Origin of the sequence: Rhizobium sp. 862_C5_N1_2, assembly GCF_051811205.1 — a bacterium.
In the GTDB taxonomy this organism is placed as follows: domain Bacteria; phylum Pseudomonadota; class Alphaproteobacteria; order Rhizobiales; family Rhizobiaceae; genus Rhizobium; species Rhizobium leguminosarum.
Window position 1 is genome coordinate 111,963 of sequence record NZ_JBPWPT010000004.1, and the last position, 25,777, is coordinate 137,739.

A 25,777-nucleotide genomic window follows, 5' to 3' on the forward strand; every position below is an offset into this window, starting at 1 on the left:
GAATGATATGGCCATATCCAGCCAGCGATCGAGCGACAGTTCACGAGGCTATAGCCTCTATCTCATTCCGGGGACGATCGGCTTCATTCTAATCGTACTCATTCCGCAGCTTGCTAATCTCGGGCTGAGCTTCACGGCATGGAAAGGCGTCGGCACGCCACGACCGGTCGGCCTGCAGAACTATCATCGCCTGCTGACGGATGATCAATTCTGGGGATCGATGTATCACACGCTGCTGTTCATCGTTTCGATGACCGTGATACCGGTGTGCATCGGCCTAGTGCTGGCCGCTCTGCTGTTCGACTATGTCAGGGACGAATTCGGGGAATGGGTCTCGAGCTTTTTCAGGGCCGGTTTTTACTTACCGCAGATTCTTCCCGTAACGGTCGCGGGCGTCCTCTGGGGCTGGATTCTCAATCCCGTAGGTGTCATCAACATCACGCTAAAGGCCATCGGCCTTGAAAATCTCGCACAGAACTGGATCGGTGATGCGACATACGCGCTTGCTGCCGTCTCGCTCGTCATTGTCTGGATACAGGTCGGCTACTGTCTGGTGGTTTTCATGGCCGGTCTTTCGCGCATCGACCCTTCTCTCTACGAGGCTGCCGAGCTCGATGGGGCAAACTGGTGGAGCCGGCTGGTGACGATCACCATTCCACTCCTGGCGCCGGAGATTTTCGTCGTTGTGCTGACCACGCTGATCGCGGCGCTTAAAGTCTTTGCGCCAATCTTTGTCATCACCGCCGGCGGCCCCGACAATGCCACGCTTGTACCATCCTATCTGACTTACTACCACTTCTTCACCACACAGCGCGTCGGCTATGCCGCAGCCATCGCGGTCGTGCAAACGACTCTGACGATCGCTTTGGCTGTCATTTTCCTACGCTTCCAGAGCCAGCAGCAGTCGAAGGAGTAGATCATGGCTTACTCAGTTCTCAGCGATGGTACGACCAAGGCAAAGGCGACGGCGGCAGCCGATCGCGCGCGACGCGATCCGATGCGGTGGGTGGTGCTGGCTATCCTTATTCTACTCCTCGCCTTTACGCTCTTTCCCTTTTTCCTTGCTCTGCTCAACGCCGTCAAGGCGAGTGCCGAATACGCGATCGGCGGACCGCTATCGATTCCCCGGTCGATCGATCTCACGGCGATCGAGAAATTTTGGACGGTGTCTGATTTCAGCCGCAAGCTGCTCAACAGCGTGGTGATCAGTCTCGCTGTGTCGGTGTTGGGGGTACTGATAAGCCTGTTCAACGCCTATGCGATTGGGGTCGGCAAGGTGCCGGGTTCGCGCGTGATTTTGGTGGTCTTTCTTCTGGGCATTATGGTGCCGCAGGAGTCAATCATTTACCCACTATACTACATGGCGAAAGCGAGCGGTCTCTACGATACGCAGCTTTCCGTGATCATCATTTTCGCGGTCCTGCAAAGCGCTTTCGGGACTTACCTGCTCTCGACCGTGCTGAGTACCTTTCCCAAGGAAATCCTCGAAGCGGCCGAGATGGATGGTTCGACCCACTGGAAAACGCTGTGGTTCGTTGTCGTCCCAGTACTGCGGCCGACACTCATGGTCCTGGGAACCTTCTTTTTCATCTGGACTTGGAACGAATTCTTGATCCCGCTCGTCATGCTGGTGTCCAACAACAACCAGACGGTCTCGGTCGCCATGGGCCTCACCCGCGGTCAGAATATGTCGGACCCTGTGCTGCAGGCCTCGGCGGCTTTCCTGGGTATAATACCGACCGTGATCTTCTTCTTGATCTTCCAACGCACGCTAACGCGCGGTATCGCCGCCGGGGCAGTCAAATGATGATTTTAACCCTTGGCCATCCAATCGGTCCCGGTTGGGGACCAGCAAGGTTTTCGGCATGAGCCAGAACATCCAGATCGAACTCTTGGGCATCGAGAAGCACTACGGCGCCTTTCACGCGCTTAAGAATGTCAACCTTTCAATTCCCAAGGGCACGTTTGTGGCGCTGGTCGGTCCGTCCGGATGCGGCAAGTCCACGTTGCTCCGCTCGCTTGCCGGGCTGGAAAAAATTACCGGCGGCACGCTGAAGATTGCCGGCGAGGTGATGAACGACGTGCCGCCGCGGGCGCGCAATATCGCCATGGTTTTTCAGAGTTACGCCCTGTATCCGCATATGACGGTGGAACAGAACCTGACCTATTCGCTGAAAATGCACGGCGTCCCCAAGGCTGAGGCAAAACAGAAAGCCGAGGAAGTCGCTGTCATCACCGGTCTTTCCCGGCTGCTCGACCGTTATCCGCGCCAGCTTTCGGGAGGCCAACGGCAGCGTGTAGCCATGGGCCGCGCCATTATCCGCAACCCCCAGGCCTTCTTGTTCGACGAGCCGCTTTCCAACCTTGATGCAGCGCTACGTGTCTCGATGCGCAAGGAAATCCGCGCCCTGCACGACCGGCTGGGCGCCACCTCGGTGTATGTTACCCATGACCAGATTGAAGCCATGACGATGGCCGATCACGTGGTGGTGATGCGCGACGGCATCATCGAACAGCAGGGCGCGCCGCTCGACCTCTACGACCGGCCGGCGAACCGGTTTGTTGCTGGTTTCATTGGCTCGCCGGCGATGAATTTCATTCCCGCGATTGCCGCGGAAGGCGGCAAGAGCCTGATCCTGGATTTCGGCGCGGTGAAGCAGACGCTTGCGATATCACGCGCCATCGAGCCCGGACGTAAGCTCATCGCCGGCATCCGGCCGGAACATATCGGCGTCGTCGAGCCCGGACATGGCAGCTTCGATGTGCCGATCGCCTTCGTCGAATCGACCGGCTCCTCGACCTTCATCGTCGCGGAGACCCAGCCGGAGCTAACGATCGTCGAGACGCGCCGCGACAGGGTCAAGGCAGGAGACATGATCGGACTTTCGGTCGATCCGGACCAGATCCATCTCTTCGACACTTCGACGGATCACGTCATATAAAGGCAGCAGCCTGTCGGCTTGGAAGTGTCATAAAATCGAACCGGGTGACGCCGTCGAGCCAGATCTCGAAAGCACGACCGGCGACTGGCGCGACAAGCTCGGCCCAACGATCGCCTGAGGGCCTGTCCGGTCGAGCTTCGATCGGATCGCAAGAAAAACAAATCCCGCACGATCAACGCTGTTGACAACGGCGAGCAATCGATATTGTCTTGTAAAGCGCTTTACTAAACCGCTTTACATTAGGTCCAGCCAATGGCCAAGGGAACGACACCAAGCTTGAAGGATGTTGCGGCGGCCGCTGGCGTGTCGGTCACCACCGTGTCGCGTTTCGTCAACGGCAGTCTCGATCTTCCCTTTCAGACCAAGAAGCGCATCGAGGATGCGATCAAGACGCTGAACTACCGGCCGAACCCGCATGCGCGTCGGTTAAGCAGGGGGCGTTCGGATACGATCGGTCTCGTCGTGCCCGATATCGCCAATCCCTTCTTCGCGACCCTCGTCGCCGCCGTGGAGCAGGCGGCCGATGAAAAAAAGCTCGCGGTCTCCTTGCACGCCACCCTCAACCGGCCAGGGCGCGAGATCGAATATCTGCAGTTGATCGAACGCAATCACGTCGACGGCCTGATCTTCGTCACCAACCACCCCGACGATGGCGCGCTTGCCGCGCTGATCAACGGCAGCGGCAAGGTCATCATCGTCGACGAGGACATTCCTGATTCGAAGGCGCCGAAGCTGTTCTGCGACAACGAGCAGGGTGGTTATCTCGCCGGCCAGCATCTGGCCGAGCAAGGCCATCGCCATGTGCTCTTCATCGGCGGTGACGAGCGCATGATCAGCGCCCGCAGGCGCTATGACGGCCTGCTGAAGGCGCTCAGCGAACGGCATGGCGACGAGGCCCGGGCCGACCGCTATGCCGGCGAATATACGATCGAATACGGCCGTGCGGCTGCGCTCGACTATCTCTCCGGCGACCGAAAGGCGACGGCGATCTTCGCCAGCTCCGACGAGATCGCCATCGGGCTGGTCGAGGTCTTCAGAAGCCGAGGCGTGTCGATCCCCGATGACATCTCGGTCATCGGCTTCGACGATGTCGGTCCGCTTCATCTTTTTGCACCGCCGCTGACGGCCATCCGCCAGCCAGTGCGCCAGATCGGCCGGCGGTCGCTGGAGTTGCTTCTGGAAACCAATTGGCACGAGTGGAAACCATCCGCTTCGGAAGAGCTCGTGCCGGTCGAAATCGTGGTGCGGAACTCCGTTGCGCCGCCTGCGAAATAATAATCAGCAACGTCAAAAAACCAAAAGAGGATGAGAACATGACACTGAATTTGACAAGACGAACGATGATCGCCGCCGCCGGCTTTACGGCATTGACCTTCATCGGCCTGTCCGGCGCCGCGGCGCAGGAAAAGAAGACTGTCGCGCTAGTCCAGATCAACCAGCAGGCGCTTTTCTTCAATCAGATGAATGAGGGCGCCCAGAAGACGGCCGATGCAGCCGGCGTCAAACTGGTGATCTTCAACGCTAACAACGAGACGACCGCGCAGAACAGCGCGATCGAAACCTACGTCCAGGAAAAGGTCTCCGGTCTTGCCGTCGTGGCGATCGACGTCAACGGCATCATGCCGGCGGTCAAGCAGGCGGCCGATGCCGGCATTCCTGTCGTCGCCATCGACGCCATCCTGCCTGATGGCCCACAGAAGGCGCAGATCGGCGTGGACAATGCCGCGGCCGGAGCCGATATGGGCAAATACTTCCTCGACTACGTCAAGGCGAACATGGGCGGCAAGGCCAAGCTTGGCGTCGTCGGCGCGCTGAATTCGTTCATCCAGAACATCCGCCAGGAGGGCTTCGAGAAGACCCTGAAAGGCGTCGACGGCATTGAAATAGCCGGCGTCGTCGATGGCCAGAACATCCAGGACAACGCTCTTGCGGCGGCTGAAAACCTGATCACCGCCAATCCTGATCTGACCGCGATCTACGCCACCGGCGAGCCAGCCCTGATGGGGGCGATCGCCGCTGTCCAGAGCCAAGGCAAGCAGGATAAGATCAAGGTGTTCGGCTGGGATCTGACTGCCGAAGCCATTGCCGGCATCGATGCCGGCTTCGTCGTCGCCGTCGTCCAGCAGGATCCGGCTGCAATGGGCGGTGCCGCCGTCGACGCGCTCGTCAAGGCCTCGGCCGGCGAAACCGTCACCAAGACGATCTCGGTGCCGATCACCATCGTCACCAAGGAGAATGTCGAGCCGTACCGGGCCGTCTTCAAATGATCGAAAGCGGACAGCGTGACATCGCTGCCGCCGGTTCCGGAGGGGTCGCACCCTCCGGAACCGGAACATCCGGCGGCACCCGATCCGACCCGCGCATCTCGCTGCGCGGTATCCGCAAGTCGTTCGGCTCGCACCAGGCCCTGCGCGGCGTCGATCTCGACATCTTCCCCGGCGAATGCCTGGGCCTTGTCGGCGATAACGCCGCCGGCAAATCGACGCTGACGAAAATCATCTCGGGAACCTACATTCCCGATGCCGGCACCATCACCATGGAAGGCGAAGAGGTTCGCTTCTCCGGCCCCGCGGATGCGCGTGGCAGAAACATCGAAATGGTGTTCCAGGATCTCAGCCTCTGCGACCATATCGATGTTGTCGGCAATCTCTTCCTGGGCCGCGAACTCAGCCGCGGGCCGTTTCTCGACACCAGGACGATGCTGTCCGAAGCCCGCAAGATGCTGGATTCGCTGGAGATCCGCATCCCGAGGCTGACCTGCAAGGTCGCCCAGCTCTCCGGCGGGCAGCGCCAGGCGATCGCCATTGCACGCGCCGCTTCCTTCAAGCCCAAGGTGCTGATCATGGACGAGCCGACGTCGGCACTTGCCGTCGCCGAGGTCGAGGCGGTTCTGGCCCTGATCAACCGCGTCAAGGCGAACGGGGTCTCGGTGATCCTCATTACCCACCGGCTGCAGGATCTCTTCCGGGTCTGCGACCGCATTGCGGTGATGTACGAGGGCACAAAAGTGGCCGAACGGCAGATCGGCAGCACAAACCTCGAAGACCTCGTCAGGCTGATCGTCGGTGAAGGAGCCAGACAATGACGGCTTATACGGAACGCGGCCGCGGCTCGCGCGTCGCCGATTTCTTCGGCGAACACGCACAGGTCCTGTCGATCGCCATCTTCTTCCTGGCCTGCATGATCTTCTTCTCGATCGGCAACGAAACCTTCTTCACGCTCGGCAATATCCTGAACATCGTGCGGCAGGCTGCTCCCATCCTGATCGTTGCCATCGCCATGACCTTCGTCATCATCACCGGCGGCATCGATCTCTCGGTCGGCTCGCAGGTCGCGCTCGTCAATGCCGTCGCGGCGATCGTCATGGCGATGGGTGTTCCCTGGCCATCCGTCGTCATCGGCATGATCGTGCTCGGCGGCTTCATGGGGCTGGTCCAGGGCTGGTTCACCGCCTATCAGGGCATCCCGGCCTTCATCGTGACGCTTGCCGGCCTCTCGATCCTGCGCGGTCTGGCGCTCTATCTGACCCAGGGCTATTCCATTCCGATCAAGGATGCGCCGGGCTTCTTTGCGCTCGGCCGGGGCGAAATCCTGAGCTTCCCAATCCCGGCGATCATCGCCGTCATCATCGCCATTCTCGGCTATGTCGTCATCACCGCGACGAAATATGGCCGGCAGGTCGTGGCTGTTGGATCCAACATGGAGGCGGCTCGGCGTGTCGGCATGCCCGCCAAATGGATCATCGCCTCGGTCTATATCATCTCCGGCATGGCCTGTGCGGTCGCCGGCCTGCTGATCGCCGCTCGCCTCGGCTCCGGTTCGTCCAATGCCGCCGTCGGCTTCGAGCTGCAGGTAATCGCCGCCGTCGTGCTCGGCGGAACGTCGCTTATGGGCGGACGCGGCACCATCCTCGGCACCGTGCTCGGCACGCTGACCATCGCCGTCATCGGCAACGGCCTGATCCTGATGCACATATCGCCTTTCTTCACCCAGATCGTCACCGGCGCCATCATCCTCGTCGCCATCTGGCTGAACACGCGCATCTTCACGGCCAATTTCCACTTCCGGCTCGGCAGGAAAGGATGAAGCGATGAGCGAGCAGACAGCAGAAAGCCTGTCCGAAGCGCATGTCCGATCCGGCAAGGTGATGACCGTCACCGGTCCGATTTCGGCGGATGCGCTCGGCGTGACGCTGATGCACGAGCATATCCTCAACGACTGCCGCTGCTGGTGGCATGCGCCGAAGACGCCGGAACGGCAATATCTAGCCGAAAGCTTCGTCTGCATGGAAATCCTCGGCGAGCTCAGGCAGGATCCCTTCGTCAACAAGCATAATATCACGCTCGACGACGAACAGCTGGCAATCGCCGAGCTCAAGGACTTCGTAGCAGAAGGCGGCCGCACAGTGGTGGAGCCGACCTGCAAGGGCATCGGCCGTAATCCGCTGGCGCTCCAGCGCATCTCGAAAGCATCCGGCCTCAACATCGTGATGGGGGCGGGTTATTACCTCGGCTCCTCGCATCCGGAAGGCGTCGCCGCGATGAGCGTCGATGACATCGCACTGGAGATCGTCCGCGAGGCAAGGGAAGGCGTCGACGGCACCGGCGTCAGGATCGGCCTGATCGGCGAGATCGGTGTCTCCTCGGATTTCACCGCCGACGAGGAGAAATCGCTGCGCGGTGCCGCACGCGCGCAGGTGCTGACCGGACTTCCACTGATGGTGCATCTGCCAGGCTGGTTCCGTCTCGGCCACCGCGTGCTCGACGTGGTCGCCGAAGAGGGGGCCGATCTCCGCCACACCGTGCTTTGCCACATGAACCCGTCGCATGATGACATCGCCTATCAGAGCGAGCTGGCCGCGCGCGGCGCCTTCATCGAATACGACATGATCGGCATGGATTTCTTCTATGCCGACCAGCAGGTGCAGTGCCCGAGCGACGAGGAGGCGGCACGTGCGATCGTGCGTCTCGTCGAGGTCGGTTATCTCGACCGAATTCTTCTGTCGCACGACGTGTTCCTGAAGATGATGCTGACGCGTTACGGCGGCAATGGCTACGCCTATATCCTTCGCCACTTCCTTCCCCGTCTTCAGCGGCACGGCCTCGACAAGACGGTTCTCGACGAAATGATGCGCAGCAATCCGCGCCGCGTCTTTCATGCCGGAGCCTAGCTCCATCCATTCAATCGATCACAGGTACGGCAGACCATGACAAAAAAAATCCTCCTTGTCGGCGAGAGCTGGGTCAGCTCCGCCACGCATTACAAAGGCTTCGACCAGTTCGGCAGCGTCACCTTCCATCTTGGCGCCGAACCGTTGGTGAAGGCGCTCGCCGGCAGCGCCTTCGAGCTCACCTATATGCCGGCGCACGAGGCGGTGGAGAAATTCCCCTTTGAGATGACCGGGCTCGACGCCTACGACGCCATCATTCTCTCCGATATCGGCGCCAATTCGCTGCTGCTGCCCCCGGATGTGTGGCTGCATTCGCGCACCGTGCCGAACCGGCTGAAGCTTCTGAAGGCGTGGGTGGAGAAGGGCGGCGGCCTGCTGATGGTCGGTGGCTACTTCTCCTTCCAGGGCATCGACGGCAAGGCCCGCTGGCGGCGCACCCCCGTCGAAGACACGCTGCCCGTCACGTGCCTGCCCTATGACGACCGCGTCGAAATTCCCGAGGGAACTGTTGCCGAAGTGGTGAAGCCGGAGCATCCGACAATGCAGGGCCTTGAAGGCGCCTGGCCGGTGCTTCTCGGCGTCAACGAGGTCGAAGTGCGAGACCGTGCCGATGTCGAGATCGTCGCGCGCCTGCCTGAGGATCAGGGCGGCCATCCGCTGCTCGTCGTCGGCACGCATGGCACTGGGCGGACGGCGGCCTGGACGTCGGATATCGGCCCGCACTGGCTGTCGCCCGCTTTCTGCGAATGGGAAGGTTATGGCCGGCTCTGGAAGAACATCCTCGGCTGGCTCACGGAAAAGCAGGCGTGATTTCAGCACGCGGCGGGAATTGGAAAGGGAATGACATGCAGGAAATTTCGGACAGGCCGTCCAACGCCATCAGGGACATCTTCGGCAGGGACAAGGTCCTGATCGGCATGATCCATTGCCCGGCCTTTCCGGGCGCGCCGCGCTACCGGGGTGCTGCGATGGATGCGATTTACGACGCGTGCATGCGCGACGCCGAAGCCTGCGTGGAAGGCGGCCTGCATGGGCTGATCATCGAAAATCATGGCGATGTACCGTTCTCGAAGCCCGAGGATATCGGCCCCGAGACGACTGGCTTCATGTCTGTTGTCACCGACCGGATCGCGCGCGCGGCCGGCATTCCGCTCGGCGTCAACGTGCTGGCCAACGCGCCGATCCCGGCCTTCGCCATCGCCACGGCCGGTGGCGCCAAATTCATCCGCGTCAATCAATGGGCCAATGCCTATGTCGCCAATGAAGGCTTCATGGAGGGCAGGGCGGCCGAAGCCATGCGCTACCGCTCGCTGCTCAGGGCCGAGCACATCAAGGTCTTCGCCGACAGCCACGTCAAGCATGGCAGCCACGCCATCGTCGCCGACCGCTCGATCCAGGAGCTGACGCGTGATCTCGCCTTCTTCGATGCCGATGGCGTCATCGCCACCGGCCAGCGGACCGGCAATTCGGCAACGATGGAGGAGATCGAGGAAATCGGCGCGGCGACACACCTGCCGCTGCTCGTCGGCTCCGGCGTCAACAAGGACAATATCGTCGATATTCTGAGCCGCACCAATGGCGTCATCGTCGCTTCCTCGCTGAAGCACGGCGGCGTCTGGTGGAACCCCGTCGACGTCGAGCGCGTGCGCACCTTCCGGGCGGCGGCCGAACCGGGACTGGAGGGCTGAGTATGGCGGCAGAGAGCCTTTCGGCCCGCATCCTGCGCGAGAACGACGCTGTCCTTGGCGCGATGCTGAACCACCGCTTCGTCGAAGATGTGAAAAACGACACGTTGAGCAAGGCGGCCTTCGAGCGTTATCTCGTCTATGAAGGCGCCTTCGTCGACAGCGCCATTTCGATCTTTGCCTATGCGGCGGCGACCGCCAGGACGATGACGCAGAAGCGCTGGCTGATCGCGGTTCTCGACGCGCTTGCCAACGAGCAGATCACCTATTTCGAGCGCACCTTCGCCAGCCGCCGCATCGATCCCTCGTCCTTCGATACCGGCATCGCCGAGGTCGAGGCCTTTCGCGCCGGTATGTTGGAGATCGCCCGCCAGGGCGGCTTCCTCGACACGGTTGCGGCGATGTTTGCGGCCGAGTGGATGTACTGGACCTGGTCGAAGGAAGCGGCTAACCGCCCGATCAGCGATCCCCTGTTGAAGGAATGGGTCGACCTGCATGTCGATCCGAATTTCGCCGCCCAGGCGCAATGGCTGAAGAATGAACTCGACATGGCAGGAGAAACGCTGGAAGAGGATGAAAAAGCGCGGCTCAGCGCGATCTTCGGCCGGGCGATGCAGCTCGAGATCGATTTTCACGATGCGCCTTACCTTTAGCTTCAGCCTTGCGAAAGCAGATGCATGCGCGCCTATATAGTCGGTAACGTCGCCATCGACGAAACCATCGCCGTTTCCGAACTTCCCGTCATCGGCGCCTCCATCCTCGGCAATGCCGGTGGCAGCGATCTCGGCGGCAAGGGCACGAACCAGGCGGTCGTCATGGCCCGCTGCGGCGTTCCGACAACGCTGGTAGCGCCTGTCGGCAGGGATGCGAGGGCCGATACCATTCGCCATTACCTCGCGGACGAACCGCTTCGGAGCGAACTGATCGAAATGGAAAATGCATCGAGCGATGTCTCGATCATCTTCCGACTGCCGGGCGGCGAAAATGCCATCGTCACGACGACGGAATCGGCGCAGAGCCTGTCCCTCTCCGATGTCAGGCGGATCCTCTCGACGGCCGGCACCGGCGATCTCATGATGCTGCAGGGCAATCTGTCCGACCAGACGACCCGCGAGATCCTGGAGCATGCAAGAGCGATCGGCATGGTCACCGCCTTCAATCCCTCGCCGGTGCGCTCCTATTTCTCTGATCTTTGGGGGTTGATCGACATCGCCTTCCTCAACAAGGGCGAGGCGCAGACCCTGACGGGAACGACGGGCAGGGAGGCTGCCGAATATCTGCTCAGCCGGGGCCTGCGAGACGTCGTCCTGACGCTGGGCGGCGATGGCGCGACGCTCGTGAACCGGCACGACAGCATCGAAGTGCCCGCCCAGGTCTGCGATGTTGTGGATACAACGGGCGCAGGCGATACCTTCATGGCCGCAGCACTGGCATCCTGCGCGCTGCGCCGGCAGCGGCTGGACCGGCTAGCCATCGAACACGCAGTCGCGGCCGCGGCTATCACCGTCTCAAGACATGGAACCAGAAAGGCGTTTCCGACCATTTCCGAGCTTGAAGCGATCCTGACATAACCGGCTCGGTGTGACGGGCGTTTCATAAAACCATCATCAGCCTCTGCGAAGGGATGGGCTTCTCGCGATTCCCTCCGTTACATCCGGACTTTCCTCATGACATCACCCTCGATTTCCGCGCGTCTTTCCCCGACCGCCTCGTCCCGCCTCGTCGTGCTTGCAGAAACGGTATTGAAGGCGGGCGAAACCGCCCGTGGCTCGCTGCGGCGACGAACGTCGGCAGAAATGCTCGCCAAGGCGCCGCGCGATTATCAGACCGAAATCGATGTCGCCGTCGAGCGGATCATCGTCGACGAGATGACGAAGGCCTTCCCGGACTATGCCATCCAGGGCGAGGAGGCCGTCGGCAACCGCACGGCCGCGCCGGAAACGCCTGTTATCTACATCGACCCGATCGATGGCACGACCAATTACGCCTGGGGCATTCCGCATTTCGGCATGACCATCTCGATCGTCGAAAGCGGCAGGCTCGTCATGGGCGTCGTCTATGACGCGATGCAGGATGAGCTGTTCAGCGCCGAGATCGGCGGCGGCGCCTATCTCAACGGCGAACGCATCCGCTGCGCCGATGTGGATGACATCGAGAATGTGCTTGTCGGCGCCGGCCTGCCGATCCCCGGCCAGGTCAAGGCGGTTGCGGAAGAGACATATTTCGAAGCCGTCAGACGGCTGATGGCCAATACGGCGGGTGTGCGCCGGCTCGGCTCGGCGGCACTGTCGATCGCCTATGTCGCCTGCGGCCGGCTGGACGGATTCTTCGAGGACGGGCTCGCGATCCATGATTTCGGCGCCTCGGCGCTGCTGGTCGAAGAGGCGGGCGGCATCGTCACCCGGTTTTCTGGGGCCGAAGTCGACGGGCGGGGCGATATCCTTGCCGCCAGCAAGGCGCTGCATCCCTGGCTGCTGGAAGGCTTCGAGAGCAAGGCGTGAATCGGCGCATTCGGAGCGTCTAAACCCGCAGGAGCTCTTCGATCTCCACATCGCCCTTTGCCGGCATCGACTGATGGACGAGTTCGTTGTCGCGGAAGACGAAAAAGCCGGCGAAGCTCGGCTCGACCCTCATCCCGGCCCGGACGCGATCGTCGGGCGCCACCATCGCCTTCAGACGGCTGCCGTCGGCAAGATCGACATCGACCATCTTGTGGGTGCCGAAATCGACGGCGCGATGGACTGTCGCGGCATCCGCCCGATCCGAGGGACGGATCGTCAGCGCTTCCGGGCGGGCGGCCAGCGTCACCGGCCCGTCCTCGACGGGAACGGCAAGCGGAAAGAGCGGATGCTCGCAGACACCGTTTCTAACGCGGCTCTGGACAAAATTCATCGAGCCGATGAAACCGGCGACGAAGGCCGTCTGCGGCTGTCGGTAGATGGTGCTTGGTGGCGCGATCTGTTCGGTGCGTCCGTCGCGCATGACGACGATGCGGTCGGCCAGCGCTAAGGCCTCGTCCTGACCGTGCGTGACGAAGAGCGTGGTGATGCCGAGGCGCTGCTGGATATCGCGCACCTCCTCCCGCAGCCTCTCGCGCAGATGCTGGTCGAGGCTGGCGAAGGGCTCGTCGAGCAGAAGGATCTTCGGCTCGAGCACGAGCGAGCGGGCAAGGGCGACACGCTGCTGCTGGCCGCCCGACAGTTGCGTCGTCATCCGGCGGCCGTAATCGGCAAGACCGACAAGCGCCAGTGCAGCCTCGACACGCTCACGGATTTCCGCTTTCGGCAGCCGGCGGAGCTTCAGGCCAAAAGCGATATTGTTGAAGACGTCCATGTGCGTCCAGAGCGCATGGCTCTGGAACACCATACCGGTCGGGCGCCGCTCGGGCGGCAGCGTCGTCACCTCCTTCGCGTCGATGCGAATGGTTCCGCCGCTCGGTCGCTCGAAGCCGCCGATCATTCTAAGAAGCGTCGACTTGCCGGAACCAGATGGCCCGAGCAGACAAACGAGCTCGCCGTCGCCGACTTCGAGCGAGAAGTCGCGAACAGCAAAAGTGGTCCCGAACAGCTTCGAAACGCCTTCGATCGCCAGATGTGCCATTCTCAAACCCTTCCCTGAACTGACGCGCAAAGCTTCACGCGCCGAAGCCTCTCGCAAAGGCGCCGGTGCCGATCACGCGGCGTGCAAACATCAGCGCGATGAAGGACGGCACCCACAGCATGACGGAGAGCACGGCGCCGTATTGCACGACGATCTGGTTGTTGATGAAGCTGATCATCAGCACCGGCATGGTACGAATCTCGGGCGCGCCGATCAGCCAGGCGCCTTCGGTCTCGTAGAAAGTGCCGACGAAGGTCAAGAGCAGCGCGGCTGATATCGTCGGCGCCGCCTGCGGCAGCGTGATCGACCAGAAGACGCGCAGCGGCGTTGCACCGGCATCGCGTGCTGCCTCTTCCATGCGCCGGTCGACATTCTGGAAGGCTGCCACGGGAATCCAGATCATCAGCATCAGCGTGCCGACGAGCTGGATCAGCACGACGCCCCAGAAGGTGCTGATCAGGCCGAGCTGCAGGAAGATGCCGGCAATGGCGACGAGCAGGCCGAATTTCGGAAAGGCATGCGATGCCAGAAACGACAGGAACAGGATGTTCCTGCCGGGAAAGCGCATACGCGCGAAGGCGTAAGCGGCAGGAAGGCAGATGACGGCCGAAAGAATGGTGACCGTCGTCGTCAGCCGCAGGCTGAGGAAGAGTGCGTCCCAGACATCCCCGCGCGCCAGCGTCTGGCCCCAGAAGCGCAGGCCGAACTGCTGCGGGATCACCGAGGGGTAACGCCAGATCTCGGTGAAGGCCCATGTGCCGACGACGATAAGCGGCAGCGCGATGAACAGCGTCAGCAGGCACGCGAAGAGCAGGCCGATCCAGTCGAAGCGCAGGCCGAAGCTCGATCTGCCGGCATTCATGGCTGGGCCTCGCGGTTGCGGGCGATCGACCTGATGTAGAGGATGCCGAAGATCAGGCAGAAGCCGAATGTGATGACGGCCTGGGTCATGGCGTTCAGCGGGTCGTTCATATCGGCGAAAGTGCGCTGCATGAACGGCCCCATCATCTCCGGTGATGCCGAGCCGAGCACATAGGGTAGGGTGAAGGCGGAGAAGATGCCAAGCACCGCAAAGGATGCAGTCACCAGCAGCGAGTTACCCATGCGCGGCAGGATGATCGAGACGAAGACCCGAAGCGGCCTTGCGCCGACATCGCGCGCGGCTTCGATCGCACTGTTCGAAATGGAGGAAAGCCCTGATGTCAGCATCAGCACCGTGAGCGGAAGATTGTCCCAGACGAGACCGATGACCGGTCCCCACGGTGTCAGATAGGGCGTGCGCAGCTTGGGTAGGCCGACGGAATTCAGCAACAGGTCGACGGTGCCGTTCGGGCCGATCGTCCTGATCAGCGCATAAGCGAGGATGATCGATGGGACGAACATTGGAAAGATCGCCATGCCCTGCACATAGGCGGCAAATCGCCCCTGCGAGAACCGAAGGTAAAGAGCGATCGGAAGGCCGATCGCCAGAAGCAGGATACCGCAGACGGCGGTGGTCCAGAGCGTCAGCCACAGATTGCCGAGGCTGTAGCCGTCGGTGAAGAAGAAGCGGTAGGAGGCAAGCGAGAATTCCGTCGCTCCGTTAGGGCCTCGAACAAAGATTGTGCCGACGACCGCCGAAAGGATCGGAAAGACGACCAGCCATGCAACCAGGAAGACCGGCAGAGCAACGAGGAGGAGCCCGATAGAGCTCCCCCTTCTCATGGACCGGTGACGGCGCAGAACCGCCGGCGCAGTGTCAGTGGACATCAGGTGCGGCTGATGCCCGGAGCGACGTTGCGGTACCAGCCGTCGGCGATCGCCTTTTCCCAATCGCCACCCGGGAAGGTCGGAATGGTTGAGGGAATAACGTCGGCATATTTCTTGCGAAGATCGTCGGAGATGTGATCCCACGAGATGGCGGGGAAGCCGCCGATCTCGGTGATGATCGCTTCCTGCATTTCCTTCGTCAGCATGAATGCGGCAAGCTTCAGCGCCGCATCCTTGTTGGCGCCGTTGGAGAAGACGGTGATGCTGGAGAAACCGCCGCAGAGGGCGAGATCGGTAAGCTGCACGAGGCCGGTCGTATCAGGCAGCACACCCTGGGAGATCGCCTGCAGCACCTGGTCCGACCAGACCGGCACCATGGTGACGACGCCCTGGGCGAGCAACTGGATCGACTGGGTGTTGCCGGCCGTATAGGCGCCCTTGTCGTAAAGCGCCGGGGCGAGGTCGTTGAGGATCTTCCAGGCCGGTGTCAGCGTCTCAGTGGCGAAGTCGGCGGTGAAATTGTCGACCTTGAACTTCTTCGGATCGCGGCCATTGGCCTCATGGATCGCGCGGCGGACGAAGTTTCCGCCCGAACCGCCCTTGTCGGGACGGTTGTAGATGAACTGGCCCGGATTGGCCTTGATCCAGGCGGTGAGCTGATCCCAGCTCTTCGGCGCATCCTTCGGATCGAGCTTGGTCGTGTCATAGGCGAGAAGGACCTGCGAACCGCGATAGGGAAGGGAGTAGGGGGTATCGAAGGCAAGCGGGTTGATATGGTCGTAGCCCTCGATGTTCTCGGCGGAGAACTTCACCCAGAGGCCGGCATCGATGCCGCCGGATGGCAGACGCGGATCGAATTGCTCGAAGAGGTCGGCTTGCGGATCGGTCTTCGTCTTCAGCGCGGCAAGCGCACGGTCGGCGATGGCGCGCAAGCCATTATTGTCGCCGGCATCGGTCACCTTCAGGGCGACGCCGGGATGCGCCTTTTCGAAGGCCGGGCGGATGACGTTGTTCCAGAGGTCGACGACATTGGCATCCGAACCGCTGTAGAGATCGATCGTGCCGGCTGCGGCCGATGCGAAACGCGGAAGAGCCAGCAGACCGGCTGCAGCTGACGATGTGATCAGAAATTCGCGTCTATTCATAACCCGTCTCCATCAGGTGTCGAGGCTCAGCCTCCGCAGGATTGTCCGAGGCCTTGCTAGCGCCGGCGCGTAACATCGACATGACAGATCGGGCGTATCTGAGGGAAATTGCACAGCTGTGCTCTTTGCACCGTGTGGAAATTGGCGGCAGGAGATACTATCTGTTGCGGAAAAGGAGATATCCAATGACCGAAGAACGTGCAGTCCTCGCCGGCGGTTGCTTCTGGGGCATGCAGGACCTCATCCGCCGATACAAGGGCGTGATTTCGACCCGCGTCGGCTATACCGGCGGCGATGTGCCGAATGCCACCTACCGCAACCACGGAACCCATGCCGAGGCGATCGAGATCATCTTCGACCCCTCAAGGATCAGCTATCGGGAAATCCTCGAATTCTTCTTCCAGATCCACGACCCGAGCACGCGCAACCGCCAGGGCAACGATGTTGGCTTGAGCTACCGCTCGGCAATCTTCTACGTCACCCCTGAGCAGGAGCGCGTCGCCAAGGATACGATCGCCGATGTCGACGCATCAGGCCTGTGGCCCGGCAAGGTCGTCACCGAAGTCGTGCCGGTTAGCGATTTCTGGGAGGCAGAACCCGAGCACCAGGATTATCTGGAGCGAATTCCGAACGGCTATACCTGCCACTTCGTCCGGCCCGGCTGGAAACTGCCGGTCCGCCAGAAGATCGCTTGAAATTGATCAGGTTCCCATCGCCGCGCGGCTGGTTTCCAGAAGCGCGGCGACGAGATTCGTCCTCGGCGAGGATCGCGTCACCACGATGCCGACGGTGCGCACGGCGGACGAGCGGGGCAGGGGCAGCTTGAGGATATCAAGGCCAGCCGGCCAGGGCGGCGCCCAATCCGGCACGATCGAGATTCCGAGACCGCGGTCTACCATCACCGCGATCGCCTCCAGCGCGTCGAGCTCATAGCGCTCGACCGGATGGATGCCGATCTCGCGCAAATATTCATCGGCGATGTGACCACCCCACTGGTTGCGGTCGTAGCGAATGAAGGGCAGGGTCTTCAACAGTTCGAGCGGATCCGCCCCCTCACAGTCCCGCGGAGCGATCAGCACCAGGGGTTCCTGGCGCAGCTTGTTGAAGGTCAGTGTCTTCTGCATCGGAAATCGAGGTTCGATGATGAAGGCCGCATCCAGCGCGCCGTTCAAAACCTCGGCATAGAGGTCCATCGACGCGCCCGGCTTGAGGAAGATTTCGATCAGCGGATAGTCCTGGGCGAGACGGTGGAGAATGTCGGGAACGAGGCCGGTCAGCGCCGTATTGATCGCCCCGATCCGCATCTCGCCCGAAATCGTCGCGGTGCCGGCCATCGCCTTCAGGTCGCGTGTATCGCGCACCAGATCCCTGCAGCGATCGAGAATGGCAAAACCCGCCTCCGTCGGCCGCATGACGCGGCCGGAACGCACCAGCAGCCGCACGCCGAGCTCGGCCTGCAATGCGCGGATGCGCTGGGCGACGGCCGCAGGCGTGAGGTTCAGCCGCTGCGCGGCCTCTGCCAGCGAGTGCCGCTCGGCAACGACAATGAAGGTTTCGAGAAAACGTGTGTCCATCGATAGTTTTTCTATCTCTTGAACGAAGCAGAAGCCATATTTTATTTATAGTCCGTTGCTCCGAAAGATGGCCGATCATTGAGGAGACGGATGGAATGGATTTCGGCCTGAAGGACAAGACGGCCCTGGTGCTTGGTGCCGGCGGCGGATTGGGCAGCGCGATTGCCGCCAAGCTTGCGCGCGAAGGCGCCAGAATTGCCGCGGCGGATATCGACCTCGCCGCCGCTGAGAAGACCACGGCGGCGATCGAATCCGAAGGCGGCAAGGCACTGGCTCTGCAATGGGATCTTTCCGATCTCGGTTCGATCGATGCGCATGTCGCTGCAATCGAACAGCAGTTCGGACCGGTCGATATCCTCGTCAACAATACCGGCGGCCCACCGCCAACCACCGTCTCCGGCCAGGATCCGATGCTCTGGAACCAGTATTTCCAGAGCATGGTGCTCTCCGTCATCGCCATTACCGATCGGATGCTGCCTGAGATGCGAGGGCGCAAATGGGGTCGCATCGTCACCTCGACCTCGTCGGGCGTGGTCGCGCCGATCCCCAATCTCGGCATCTCGAATGCGCTGCGCCTGTCATTGGTCGGCTGGTCGAAAACGTTGGCGCGCGAAGTCGGGCGCGACGGCATCACCGTCAACATCGTCCTGCCGGGCCGGATCGCCACCGGCCGCATCACCTTCCTCGACGAGCAGAAGGCCAAACGCGAAAACCGCTCCATCGATGACGTCGTCGCAGAAAGCACCGGCAGCATTCCGCTCGGCCGCTATGGCCGGCCGGAAGAATATGGCAATGTCGTCACCTTCCTGGCGAGCGAGCCTGCCTCCTATCTCACCGGATCGGTGATCCGCGTCGATGGCGGCATGATCCAGAGCATCTGACAGAAACCGAATTGGAACCGATTCCCGATGGCCCTCAGCGCTGAAGCGATAGCAACCCTCAAGACCGTCTCGACGGCGACCCTGACGACCGTTCTTCTGAAGAAGGGCCTGCGCAACGTCTGGATCCGCGGCGCCGTTCCCCTGAAGCCCGGCCAGCCGCGCATCGTCGGCCCGGCCTTCACCCTGCGCTTTGTTCCGGCCCGTGAAGATCTGGCAACGCCGGCATCCTGGGCCTCGCCGATCTCGACCCGCGCCGCGATCGAGGCGATGCCGGAAGGTTGTGTCGCCGTCGTCGATGCGATGGGCGTCACCGATGCCGGCATCTTCGGCGATATCCTCTGCGCCCGCATGCAGAAGCGAGGCGTTGCCGCACTCGTCACCGACGGCGTCGTACGCGACCTTGCCGGCGTGCTCGATACCAACCTGCCGGTCTGGTGCCGTGGCGTCGCAGCACCCCCATCGGTCGCCGGCCTCACCTTCGTCGCCTGGCAGCAGCCGATCGGCTGCGGCGGCGTGGCTGTTTTCCCCGATGACATCATCGTCGTCGACCAGGACGGCGCGGTGCTGATCCCGGCCGATCTACTCGACACCGTACTGGCGGAAGCCCCGGAACAGGAGCGCATGGAAGCCTGGATCATGACCAGGATCGATGAAGGCACGCCGCTGCCCGGCCTCTACCCGATGAACGCCGAAACCAAGGCGCTCTACGAGGCCTCGAAGAAATAGGCTCCAGGCCAGGCGGATTGAGGAGGGCCGCGGCTTCGCGGCCCTTTTGCTTTCGCCCCATCTCAATAGCGAGGTGCGTAATCCAGGCCGCCGTCGATCCGGGCCGGGCGCCCGTCCAGAAAAAGCTCACCGATGCGTGGCGCCGAGCGGGAGATGACCCTGCCGCGGCGGATCACCGCCAGCCGGTTCGGCTTCAGCCGCAGCGCTTCCAGCGTGTCGCTGGCCTGAAGGATGACAAGGTCGGCGTTGCATCCCTTTTCCAGGCCGTAATCTGCAATCCCCATCGTCTTCGCCGAATTGACGGTCAGCGCGTCGAAGATCTTCTTCTTGTCGTCGATGCCGGCCATCTGCGCGACATGGATTGCCATATGGCCGACCTCCAGCATGTCGCCCGACCCCATCGAATACCAGGGGTCCATGACGCAGTCGTGCCCGAAGGAAACATTGAGCCCAGCATCCATCAGCTCCCGCACGCGAGTCATGCCGCGGCGTTTCGGATAGGTGTCGTGCCGGCCCTGCAGCATGATGTTGATCAGTGGATTGGGGATGACGTTGATCTCGGCCTCCGCCATCAGCGGAATGAGCTTGGAGACGTAATAATTGTCCATCGAATGCATCGAGGTCAGATGCGAGCCGGCGACGCGCCCCTGCAGGCCGAAGCGGATGGTTTCCGCAGCCAGCGTCTCGATATGGCGCGAGAGTGGATCGTCGGTTTCGTCGCAATGCATGTCGACCGGCAGGCCGCGATCGGCGGCAATGCGGCAGAGCGCCTCGACCGAGGCCGTACCTTCACCCATCGTCCGTTCGAAATGTGGAATGCCGCCAACGATATCGACGCCCATGTCGAGAGCGCGGTTGAGCGCATCGATTGCGCCCGGCGAGCGGTAATAACCGTCCTGGGGAAAGGCGACCAGCTGCAGATCGATATAGGGCGCGACCTTCTCGCGAACCTCGATCATCGCCTCGACGGTCACCAGTCTGGGGTCACTGGTATCGACATGGCTGCGGATGAAGAGCAGGCCCTGCGTGACCGCGAGATCGCAATAACGCAGCGCGCGATCGACCAGTTCCTCCTTCGTCACGATCGGCCGCAATTCCCCCCAGAGCGCGATGCCCTCGAGCAGCGTGCCGGACACGTTCATACGCGGCAGGCCGAGCGACAGCGTAGCGTCCATATGGAAATGCGGATCGACGAAGGGCGGGGTGGCGAGCCGGCCGGTCGCGTCGATCTCTTCTCCTGCCTGCGCCTGGAGATTAGGCTCGACAGCGATGATCTTGCCGCCCTGGATACCGATATCGATCCCGTTTCGGCCATTGGGGAGACTTGCATTTCTGACGATCAGATCGAACATCGGAGCCTCATTGGACAGAAGTGGTTCAGCGTTCGCCGCGCCGATAGGGCTGCATCAGTGCCTGCGGAACGCGGGCGCGGCGGGCCATGACGGCAAGGGCGGCAATGGAAAGGATATAGGGCGTCATCAGAAAGAGCTGATAGGGCACGAGCCCGCTGAGTGCGGTTTGCAGCCGAAGCTGAAAGGCGTCGAAGAAGGCAAAGAGCAGGGCGCCGAACAGCGCGCGGCCGGGCCGCCAGGAGGCGAAGACGACGAGCGCGATGCAGATCCAGCCGCGCCCCTGCACCATGGTCGGAAAGAAGCTGTTGAACGCCGACAAAGTCAGGAAAGCGCCGCCCATTCCCATCAGCGCGCTTCCAGCAATCACCGCGCCGTAGCGCACCTTCATCGGATTGACGCCCTGAGCTTCCGCCGCATGCGGGTTCTCGCCGGTCATGCGGATCGCAAGGCCGACGGGCGTGCGGAAGATGATGTAAGCCATCAGCAGGGCGATAAGGATGGCAAGATAGGTCGGCGCCGTCTGCGTGAAGAAGGCCGGCCCGATGAAAGGCAGCGTCGAAAGACCAGGTATCGCGATCGGTTGGAACGGCACGATGGTGGGCGGGGTATTGGCAAGTGGCACGATCAGCCGGAAGACATAATAGCTGAAGCTCGAGGCAAACAATGTGACGCCGAGACCGGAGACATGCTGGGAGAGGCCGAGCGTCACCGTCAGGCCCGCATGCAACAGGCCGAAGACGCCGCCGGCCACCGCCGCAATCAGCAGGCCGGTCCAGAGATCGGCCCCATGATAGACGGAAAGCCAGCCGATCATCGCACCGAAGGTCATGATGCCTTCGATGCCAAGATTGAGCACACCCGCCCGTTCGCAGAGTAATGCGCCGAGCGTGCCGAAAATCAGCGGCGTGGCGATCCGCAGAATTGCCGCCCAGAGTCCAGCGGAAGCGATGATGTCGAAGAGCTGCATCATCGCCGGATCCTGTATTGGGTGAAGAACAAGGCAATCAGCATCGTCAGCAGCGACAGCGCCACCGTGACATCGGCGATATAGGTGGGTATGCCGAGGCCCCGGCTCATGCCATCCGCGCCCACGAACATGGTGGCGGTGAAAATGGCCGCGAAGACGACGCCGAGTGGATTGAGGTTGGCGAGCATGGCGACAACAATACCCGCATAGCCGAAGCCGGGCGACAGATCGGTCGTCACATAACCCTTGACGCCCATCACCTCGATCGCCCCCGCCAACCCTGCAAGCCCGCCCGAAAGGCAGGCGACCTTCACCAGCGTTCTGCCGAGGGGGACGCCGGCGAAGACCGCGCCGCCGGGATTGAGGCCAGCGGCGCGCGACTGCATGCCGAACACGGTGCGCGACTGGACGAAATGGACGACGATGGCCAAGGCGATCGCGAGCGCAAAGCCTATATGCAGGCGTGAGCGGGCGATCAGCTTCGGCAGCATGGCGTGATCGCTGACGGATTGCGACTGCGGCCAGCCGAAGGCGAGCGGATCCTTGAGGATGCCGTCGATCAGCATCGAGACGAAGAGCACGGCGATAAAGTTCAGGAGCAGGCTGGTGACGACTTCATCGACCGAGAAGCGCAACCTGAGCCAGAGGGGGATCAGGATCAACACCATGCCGGCGATTGCGCCGATCAGCAGCAGCAGCGGAATGAGAATGGGGGCGGGAAGATTGCCGAGTAGCTTCGAGCTCGCCGCGGCAACGGCGATGGCGCCGAGATAAAACTGGCCCTCGGCGCCGATATTCCAGAGCCGCGCCCGGAAGGCGACGGCGGCGGCGAGCCCCGTCAGCATCAGCGGCGTTGCCCGCGTCAGCGTTTCGGTCGCCGACAGCCGGGAGCCGAAAGCGCCGATCAGGATGCGCCAATAGGCATCGATAACAGGCGCGCCGGCAATTGATATCAGGATACCCGCCAGCGCCAGCGCTGCGATGACCGCGACGACAGGCGTGACGATCAGCAGGTAAAGCGGGCGGTGTTCGCGGCGCTCAAATCGCATGATCGGCCTCTGGGCTTTCCTGCCATTCGCCAGCCATCATCAGTCCCAGCCTGCGGGCATCGGCACCGTCGGCTTCGACTGGCGGTGACAGGCGGCCGCCGACGATTGCCTGTATGCGATCGGCAAGCGCGATCACCTCGTCGAGATCTTCCGAGATCAACAGCACGGCGGTACCCTGCCGGCGGGCTTCGAGCAGGCGGGCGTGCACGGCGGCCACGGCCCCTTCGTCGAGACCGCGCGCGGGCTGCGCCGCGATCAGGATGCGCGGCCGCCGATGCAGGTTGCGGCCGAGAATGAGTTTTTGCATATTGCCGCCTGAGAGCAGCCGGGTACGGATGGCCGGGCCGCCGCCGCGGACATCGAAGCCGTCGATGATCTCCTTCGCGAACGCCATGCCCGCCTTGTGGTTGACGAGGCCACGGCGAGAAAAGGCCGGTGAGGTGATGCGCTCCAGCACGGTGTTTTCCCAGATCGCCATTTCGCCGATCACGCCCTCCTCGTTGCGATCCTCGGGAATGCGGCCGATGCCGGCTTCGACGACATCGGCAACGCCGAGATTGCCGATGGCTTCCCCGAATAGCAGAAGGTCGCCGCTACTGCGCGAGAGCGTGCCGGAGAGAAGATGCGCTAATGCCGCCTGGCCACTGCCGGAAACGCCGATAATGCCGAGGATCTCGCCCTGGTGCAGCCGGAAGCTGATCGATTTCAGCCGATCGACGCCGCCGATGCGCACCGTCACATCGGCCGCTTCGAGGGCAACGGCACCCGGTGTCGACGGCTCGCGCACGGGCCGCGTCACACGGTGCCCGACCATCAGTTCAGCGAGTTCCGCCTTGCTGGTTTCCGACGCCTTGCGTTCGGCGACCATCTTGCCGCCGCGCAGGACGACGATACGATCGGCGGCCGCCATGACCTCGTCGAGCTTGTGGGAGATGAAGATCAGCGACAGGCCCTGGCGGGCCATTTCCTTCAGTGTCGTGAACAGCCGTTCGGCCTCGATATTGGTCAACACTGCCGTCGGCTCATCGAGGATGAGGATCCGGGCATCATTATAGAGCGCCTTGAGGATCTCGACGCGCTGCTGTTCGCCGACCGAGAGGTCACCAAGGCGGGCATCCGGATCGACCTTGAGGCCGAAGCGTTCGGAAATTGCCAAAAGCTTGTTCCGCGCCGCCGATGTTCCCGAGCGCCAGGACCACAATCTTTCGGTGCCGGTCATGACATTTTCGAGAACGGTCAGATTGGGCGCCAGCGAGAAATGCTGATGGACCATGCCGACGCCGGCGCGGATCGCCGCGCGCGGCTTGCCCTGCGGCACCTCCGTGCCCTCGATCAGGATTCGGCCGGCATCCGGCATGTAGTGGCCGAAAAGGATGCTCATCAGCGTGGTCTTGCCCGCACCGTTCTCGCCGAGAAGGGCGACGACCTCACCCCCGGCAAGCGTCATGGAAATATCGTCATTGGCAAGATTGGCGCCGAAGCGCTTGCTGACGCCGATAATCTCCAGCACGGGCCCGGTCATGACGGCAGCCCCGCAACGGGAAAACGGTGGTGCCACCGCCCGTCGGTCTCCAGACGTGCGGCAAGTGACAGGAGCCGCGGCTCTTGGCCCATCGGCGCCATGATCTGCACCGGCAGCGGCATGGCGTGCTCATCCTGTCCGAAAGGCAGTGTCAAAGCAGGAAAACCCGAAATATTGGCGAGGCAGGCAAGCGGCGCAAATGCCGTCATCCGCTCGAGATGCAGATCCGTGTCGGCATGATCGGACGGAAAGGAGCCGATCGCAAGAGGTGCAGACGAAAGCATCGGCATGAGGATGCAATCGACCCTGTCGAATAGCGCCCAGAGCTTATGGCTCACCAGGACGGCATCGTTCAGCGTGTTCCAGAGCGATGTCGCCGGCAGCGCCCGTCCGCGCGCCGCGAAAGCCTGCGTCAGTCGCTCGGCTCTGCTTTCATCAAGCGCCGCCGCCTCGATGAGCGCCGCAAGGTTGACGGAGACGATATCGGCGAAGGCGCGGCCGCTTGAAGCGACGCTCCATTCGAACTCGGTCCAGCTCAGCGGAACGATGACGTGCCCATCGCTCTCAAGGGCACGAGCCGCAGCCTCGACAGTTGCAAGCCGATCACCCTCGGTCGGATAGGCCGCTCCGGTATTGGTCAACAGGCCGATCCGCAAACGCTCGTTGTCGATATCGAGAGGGGAGGGATCCGCAAAAGGACCTCGTGAATTGCCGCTCAGCTCGTCGAAAATCAGCGCCGTATCCCGCACCGAACGGCAAACCGCGAGTTCGCTCGCAATGCCGGCGAGGTGATTGCCGAAAGATGGCCCGCCCGGGATGGCGCCGCGCGTCGGCTTCATTCCAACAAGGCCGCAGCAGGCAGCCGGCACACGGATCGAACCGCCGGCATCGGTGGCATGCGCAATCGCGACGATCCCGGCGGCAACCGCTGCCGCCGCACCGCCGGAGGAACCACCCGCGGTCCGGGCCGGATCAAGCGGATTGCGGCAGATCGGCCCGATTGCCGGTTCGCTGGCAAGCGAAAGGCCGAATTCCGGGCTGGTCGTCAGGCCGAACAGGCAGAAGCCGGCCTCGCGGAAACGGGCAGCCAGATCGGAGTCCGCTTCGCCGCCTTTTCTTTCGAAGAGACGGGAGCCGGCCGTGACCGGCAGCCCGGCGAAGGGGCCGCCAAGATCCTTCGCCAAGATCGGCACGCCGGCAAACGGCCTGTTGGAAAAGCGTTCGGGCTCGCTCCGATTTTCCCGGTCGCGGCCGTCGGCCGAGGCGAGACCCATGGCGGCATCGAGATAGGCGATGGCGCCGAGCGGCTCCTGCCGCTGAGCTGCGGCAAGAGAAGCCTGCATCGCCTCTGCAGCGCTCAGATTGCCATTTCTGATCGCTGCCGCCAGATCCGTCGCATCGTCCTTCATGAGCCG

26 protein-coding genes are annotated in these 25,777 nt (G+C 62.3%); 16 read left to right on the forward strand and 10 right to left on the reverse strand.

Annotation, left to right across the window (positions count from 1 at the left end):
* The first annotated feature begins 7 nt into the window (after positions 1-7).
* The 13 genes from ACD590_RS33270 (at position 8) to ACD590_RS33330 (ending at position 12,298) form a co-directional block, all read left to right on the forward strand.
* Positions 8-916, forward strand: a complete 909-nt coding sequence (locus ACD590_RS33270; protein ID WP_439004270.1) for a carbohydrate ABC transporter permease — start codon at positions 8-10, stop codon at positions 914-916.
* A 3-nt stretch (positions 917-919) separates the two neighbouring features.
* On the forward strand, positions 920-1,807 hold the full coding sequence (locus ACD590_RS33275) for a carbohydrate ABC transporter permease (protein WP_130654173.1): 888 nt from the start codon (positions 920-922) through the stop codon (positions 1,805-1,807).
* A gap of 58 nt (positions 1,808-1,865) precedes the next feature.
* Positions 1,866-2,942 carry an ABC transporter ATP-binding protein gene (locus ACD590_RS33280; RefSeq protein WP_247265067.1) on the forward strand — a complete coding sequence of 359 codons (1,077 nt, stop codon included), beginning with the start codon at positions 1,866-1,868 and terminating at the stop codon, positions 2,940-2,942.
* A gap of 252 nt (positions 2,943-3,194) precedes the next feature.
* Positions 3,195-4,217, forward strand: a complete 1,023-nt coding sequence (locus ACD590_RS33285) for a LacI family DNA-binding transcriptional regulator (RefSeq protein ID WP_247265066.1) — start codon at positions 3,195-3,197, stop codon at positions 4,215-4,217.
* A 38-nt stretch (positions 4,218-4,255) separates the two neighbouring features.
* Positions 4,256-5,209 carry an ABC transporter substrate-binding protein gene (locus ACD590_RS33290; protein WP_439004271.1) on the forward strand — a complete coding sequence of 318 codons (954 nt, stop codon included), beginning with the start codon at positions 4,256-4,258 and terminating at the stop codon, positions 5,207-5,209.
* Positions 5,206-6,027 (forward strand): ATP-binding cassette domain-containing protein, encoded by an 822-nt coding sequence (locus ACD590_RS33295; protein WP_439004272.1) that lies wholly within the window; start codon positions 5,206-5,208, stop codon positions 6,025-6,027. Before ACD590_RS33290 ends, ACD590_RS33295 begins: the two co-directional genes overlap by 4 nt.
* Positions 6,024-7,028, forward strand: coding sequence for an ABC transporter permease (locus ACD590_RS33300; RefSeq protein WP_439004273.1), 1,005 nt, complete (start codon positions 6,024-6,026; stop codon positions 7,026-7,028). Before ACD590_RS33295 ends, ACD590_RS33300 begins: the two co-directional genes overlap by 4 nt.
* Positions 7,029-7,032: 4 nt before the next feature.
* The gene (locus ACD590_RS33305) at positions 7,033-8,112 is read left to right on the forward strand and encodes a phosphotriesterase family protein (RefSeq protein WP_439004274.1); all 1,080 of its coding nucleotides are present in this window, start codon (positions 7,033-7,035) and stop codon (positions 8,110-8,112) included.
* A 36-nt stretch (positions 8,113-8,148) separates the two neighbouring features.
* Positions 8,149-8,922 (forward strand): glutamine amidotransferase, encoded by a 774-nt coding sequence (locus tag ACD590_RS33310; protein ID WP_018246971.1) that lies wholly within the window; start codon positions 8,149-8,151, stop codon positions 8,920-8,922.
* Positions 8,923-8,957: 35 nt separating this feature from the next.
* Positions 8,958-9,800 carry a BtpA/SgcQ family protein gene (locus ACD590_RS33315; protein ID WP_018448981.1) on the forward strand — a complete coding sequence of 281 codons (843 nt, stop codon included), beginning with the start codon at positions 8,958-8,960 and terminating at the stop codon, positions 9,798-9,800.
* Between the two features lie 2 nt (positions 9,801-9,802).
* Complete coding sequence (locus ACD590_RS33320; protein ID WP_018246969.1) at positions 9,803-10,450, forward strand: TenA family protein; 648 nt, start codon at positions 9,803-9,805, stop codon at positions 10,448-10,450.
* 24 nt (positions 10,451-10,474) lie between these two features.
* Positions 10,475-11,368, forward strand: coding sequence for a ribokinase (locus tag ACD590_RS33325; protein WP_018246968.1), 894 nt, complete (start codon positions 10,475-10,477; stop codon positions 11,366-11,368).
* Positions 11,369-11,464: 96 nt separating this feature from the next.
* The gene (locus tag ACD590_RS33330) at positions 11,465-12,298 is read left to right on the forward strand and encodes an inositol monophosphatase family protein (RefSeq protein WP_018246967.1); all 834 of its coding nucleotides are present in this window, start codon (positions 11,465-11,467) and stop codon (positions 12,296-12,298) included.
* A 19-nt stretch (positions 12,299-12,317) separates the two neighbouring features.
* Here the strand turns inward: ACD590_RS33330 and ACD590_RS33335 are convergent, their stop codons facing one another.
* Genes ACD590_RS33335 through ACD590_RS33350 form a run of 4 tightly spaced genes read right to left on the reverse strand, consistent with a single transcriptional unit; the run spans position 12,318 to position 16,291 of the window.
* Positions 12,318-13,397 (reverse strand): ABC transporter ATP-binding protein, encoded by a 1,080-nt coding sequence (locus ACD590_RS33335; protein WP_018448984.1) that lies wholly within the window; start codon positions 13,395-13,397, stop codon positions 12,318-12,320.
* Between the two features lie 34 nt (positions 13,398-13,431).
* Positions 13,432-14,259, reverse strand: a complete 828-nt coding sequence (locus ACD590_RS33340) for an ABC transporter permease (RefSeq protein ID WP_003551980.1) — start codon at positions 14,257-14,259, stop codon at positions 13,432-13,434.
* Complete coding sequence (locus ACD590_RS33345) at positions 14,256-15,146, reverse strand: ABC transporter permease (protein WP_130654181.1); 891 nt, start codon at positions 15,144-15,146, stop codon at positions 14,256-14,258. Before ACD590_RS33345 ends, ACD590_RS33340 begins: the two co-directional genes overlap by 4 nt.
* Complete coding sequence (locus tag ACD590_RS33350) at positions 15,146-16,291, reverse strand: extracellular solute-binding protein (RefSeq protein ID WP_439004275.1); 1,146 nt, start codon at positions 16,289-16,291, stop codon at positions 15,146-15,148. The genes ACD590_RS33345 and ACD590_RS33350 overlap by 1 nt, the downstream gene beginning before the upstream one ends.
* A 185-nt stretch (positions 16,292-16,476) precedes the next feature.
* Here ACD590_RS33350 and msrA point away from each other — a divergent pair, with 185 nt between their 5' ends.
* On the forward strand, positions 16,477-16,986 hold the full coding sequence (gene msrA, locus ACD590_RS33355; RefSeq protein WP_018448987.1) for a peptide-methionine (S)-S-oxide reductase MsrA: 510 nt from the start codon (positions 16,477-16,479) through the stop codon (positions 16,984-16,986).
* Positions 16,987-16,992: 6 nt separating this feature from the next.
* Here msrA and ACD590_RS33360 read toward each other — a convergent pair whose 3' ends face one another.
* The gene (locus tag ACD590_RS33360) at positions 16,993-17,865 is read right to left on the reverse strand and encodes a LysR family transcriptional regulator (RefSeq protein WP_439004276.1); all 873 of its coding nucleotides are present in this window, start codon (positions 17,863-17,865) and stop codon (positions 16,993-16,995) included.
* 95 nt (positions 17,866-17,960) lie between these two features.
* Here ACD590_RS33360 and ACD590_RS33365 point away from each other — a divergent pair, with 95 nt between their 5' ends.
* Positions 17,961-18,746 (forward strand): SDR family oxidoreductase, encoded by a 786-nt coding sequence (locus ACD590_RS33365; RefSeq protein ID WP_439004277.1) that lies wholly within the window; start codon positions 17,961-17,963, stop codon positions 18,744-18,746.
* A gap of 27 nt (positions 18,747-18,773) precedes the next feature.
* Entirely contained in the window at positions 18,774-19,472 is a 699-nt protein-coding gene (locus ACD590_RS33370; RefSeq protein ID WP_018246960.1) for a ribonuclease activity regulator RraA, read from the forward strand.
* A gap of 62 nt (positions 19,473-19,534) precedes the next feature.
* Here ACD590_RS33370 and ACD590_RS33375 read toward each other — a convergent pair whose 3' ends face one another.
* Genes ACD590_RS33375 through ACD590_RS33395 form a run of 5 tightly spaced genes read right to left on the reverse strand, consistent with a single transcriptional unit; the run spans position 19,535 to position 25,771 of the window.
* Complete coding sequence (locus ACD590_RS33375) at positions 19,535-20,824, reverse strand: amidohydrolase family protein (protein ID WP_439004278.1); 1,290 nt, start codon at positions 20,822-20,824, stop codon at positions 19,535-19,537.
* 25 nt (positions 20,825-20,849) lie between these two features.
* The gene (locus ACD590_RS33380) at positions 20,850-21,794 is read right to left on the reverse strand and encodes an ABC transporter permease (RefSeq protein WP_105010197.1); all 945 of its coding nucleotides are present in this window, start codon (positions 21,792-21,794) and stop codon (positions 20,850-20,852) included.
* Positions 21,791-22,840, reverse strand: a complete 1,050-nt coding sequence (locus ACD590_RS33385; protein WP_439004279.1) for an ABC transporter permease — start codon at positions 22,838-22,840, stop codon at positions 21,791-21,793. Before ACD590_RS33385 ends, ACD590_RS33380 begins: the two co-directional genes overlap by 4 nt.
* Complete coding sequence (locus ACD590_RS33390; RefSeq protein WP_115157694.1) at positions 22,830-24,362, reverse strand: ABC transporter ATP-binding protein; 1,533 nt, start codon at positions 24,360-24,362, stop codon at positions 22,830-22,832. Before ACD590_RS33390 ends, ACD590_RS33385 begins: the two co-directional genes overlap by 11 nt.
* A complete protein-coding gene (locus tag ACD590_RS33395) occupies positions 24,359-25,771 on the reverse strand; it encodes an amidase (RefSeq protein WP_439004280.1) in 1,413 nt (470 codons plus the stop codon). Before ACD590_RS33395 ends, ACD590_RS33390 begins: the two co-directional genes overlap by 4 nt.
* Positions 25,772-25,777 lie beyond the last annotated feature (6 nt).